Below are 3,108 nucleotides of genomic sequence, written 5' to 3' on the forward strand. Positions count from 1 at the left end.
GTGCTGAGTGCTGAGTGCTGAGTGGGGAGTTGGGAGTGGGAAGTAGGAAGTGGGGAGTTGGGAGTTGGGAGTGAGGAGTGTCGATCTAGACTCAGGACTCAGCACTCGCAACTCAGCACTCAATTGTGGTAAATAGAATGTAAAGGTGCTACCTTCACCGGGTTGACTGATTAGTTTAATTTCGCCGCCGAAGAGACGGGCGATTTCGCGGCTAATTGATAAGCCCAATCCCGTACCGCCGTATCTCCGACTGGTAGAGCCATCGGCTTGCTGGAATGCTTCAAAAATCACTTTTTGTTTTTCGGGGGCAATGCCAATGCCTGTATCGCTGACTGAGAAGGCAATAACGATTGGAGCGCGATTTAAGTTTTGATGGTCAGAACTCCAGCCTTGCTTCGCCACCGCAATCTGTAAGCGTACCTCTCCTTGTTCGGTAAATTTAAAGGCGTTGGAGAGGAGATTTTTTAATACCTGTTGTAAGCGTTTGACATCTGAATAGATGGTGTTTGGCAATTCGGGAGTGAGTTCAATTGTAAAGCTAAGTCCTTTGCTTTGAGCAATTTGCCGGAAGGTGCGCTCAATCACATCACCCAACTCTGCCAATGGCATTGGGATCAAGTCAATCGACATCGTTCCAGATTCAATTTTAGCGAGATCCAGAATGTCATTGATTAACGTCAACAAATCAGTACCGGCTGAGTAAATTGTTTGGCTGTATTCGACTTGTTTGTTGGTAAGGTTGCGATCGATGTTATCTGTCAACAATTTCGCCAAAATTAACAAGCTGTTTAGCGGTGTCCGCAGTTCATGGGACATATTGGCGAGAAATTCTGATTTGTATTTTGAGGAAAGGGCGAGTTGTTCGGCTTTATCTTCTAAAGAAAGTCTTGCTTGTTCAATTTCCCGATTTTTGCGCTCCACTTCTTGCTTCTGCATCGCCAGCAACTCTGCTTTTTCTTCTAATTCGGCGTTGGTTTGTTGCAGTTCCTCTTGCTGTCCTTTGAGTAAATCTTCGGAAGTTTTGAGTGATTGGGCTTGTTGTTCTAAACGCTTGTTGGTTTCGCGGAGTTCGCTTTGCTGGGTTTGGAGTTCTTCAGCTAAAGATTGCGATTGTTTGAGTAATTCTTCAGTTCGCATCGATGCTGCGATCGTGTTGAGAACGATCGCTATACTTTCGGTAAGCTGATCGAAGAATGTCAGATGAATTTCGCTAAAGCGCCGGAAGGATGCTAATTCAATCACTGCTGTCACCTGTCCTTCAAAGAGTACAGGTAAGACTACGGCATTTAGGGGCGTGGCTTCTCCTAAACCAGAAGCAATTTTGACATAATCGTTCGGTACATCCGTCAGCAGAATTCGCTCTTTTTCTAAGGCGCATTGTCCCACCAAACCTTCACCCAATTGGAAACGGTTGGCTAGATGTCTGCGTTCGCGGTAAGCGTAGCTACTAATTAGTTTCAAATACGGTGTATTTTCAACAGAAGAGTCCATCAGGAAGAATACGCCGTGTTGCGCTCCTACCAAGGGTGCTAGTTCTGAGAGAATTAGTTTAGATACGGTTTCCAAGTCTCGCTGACCTTGGAGCATTCGGGTAAACTTAGCTAAGTTAGTTTTTAACCAATCTTGTTCGGTGTTTTTCTGCGTTGTCTCCCGCAGGTTGGCAATCATCTGGTTGATATTATCTTTGAGGATTGCGACTTCGCCTAATGCTTCGACGGCAATTGAACGAGTTAAATCACCTTTAGTAACAGCTGTAGCAACTTCTGCGATCGCTCGCAACTGGGTAGTAAGTGTAGCCGCGAGTTCATTTACATTATCTGTCAAATCTTTCCAAGTTCCAGCCGCCCCAGGTACTCTCGCTTGTCCCCCCAACTTCCCTTCAATTCCCACTTCCCGCGCTACTGTAGTTACTTGATTGGCAAATGTCGCTAGAGTATCAATCATCTCGTTAATTGTCTCTGCCAAGGTTTCAATTTCTCCCTTAGCATCTAACATGAGTTTCCGTTTCAAGTCACCGTTCGCAACTGCGGTGACAACTCTGGCGATACCTCGCACTTGTGCCGTTAAGTTCCCCGCCATCGAATTCACGTTATCAGTTAAATCTTTCCAAGTTCCCGCCACACCTTGGACTTGGGCTTGTCCGCCCAACTTCCCTTCAGTTCCCACTTCCCGCGCCACCCGCGTTACTTCCGATGCAAAGGAACTGAGTTGATCTACCATCGTATTAGTCGTATTCTTCAAGTCCAAAATTTCGCCTTTGGCATCGACGGTAATTTTCTTAGATAAGTCGCCATTAGCTACCGCCTTGGTAACTTCGGCGATGTTGCGAACTTGTCCGGTAAGGTTCCCCGCCATTGAGTTCACATTATCTGTTAAATCTTTCCAAGTTCCAGCAACGCCTCTGACGTAAGCTTGTACGCCCAATTTACCTTCCGTTCCCACCTCACGAGCAACCCTAGTAACTTCCGATGCAAAGGAATTAAGCTGATCCACCATTGTATTAATGGTGTTTTTAAGCTCTTGAATTTCACCTTTCACATCGACGGTGATTTTTTTGGATAAGTCGCCATTTGCTACCGCCGTGGTAACTTCGGCAATATTCCGCACCTGCGCCGTCAAACTTCCCGCCATGAAGTTTACGCTGTCGGTTAAATCTTTCCAAGTGCCGGCTACACCTTTAACTTCGGCTTGTACGCCTAGTTTCCCTTCAGTTCCCACCTCACGGGCAACTCTGGTAACTTCACTGGCAAAGGAATTGAGTTGATCTACCATTGTGTTGACGGTGTTTTTCAACTCTAAAATTTCACCTTTGACATCAACGGAGATTTTCTTAGATAAATCGCCATTAGCTACAGCTGTGGTAACGGCGGCAATATTTCGCACCTGTGCCGTTAAGCTTCCCGCCATAAAGTTCACGCTGTCGGTTAAATCTTTCCAAGTTCCAGCCACGCCGCGCACATCTGCTTGTACACCTAATTTACCCTCGCTTCCCACCTCCCGCGCCACCCGCGTCACTTCACTTGCAAAGGAATTAAGTTGATCCACCATTATATTGATGGTATTCTTAAGTTCGAGAATTTCGCCTTTGACAGCAACAGTAATTTTCTT

Annotated in this window: 1 protein-coding gene; it reads right to left on the reverse strand. The window is 46.0% G+C overall.

Annotated features, from left to right (window positions below; genetic code table 11):
• Positions 1-3,108, reverse strand: a 3,108-nt coding sequence (locus tag HWQ37_RS29190) for a HAMP domain-containing protein (protein WP_292753901.1), incomplete at both ends; no start/stop codon positions are given.

The sequence above is a fragment of the Nostoc sp. NMS4 genome (assembly GCF_017115095.1).
Taxonomy (GTDB): Bacteria; Cyanobacteriota; Cyanobacteriia; order Cyanobacteriales; family Nostocaceae; genus Nostoc.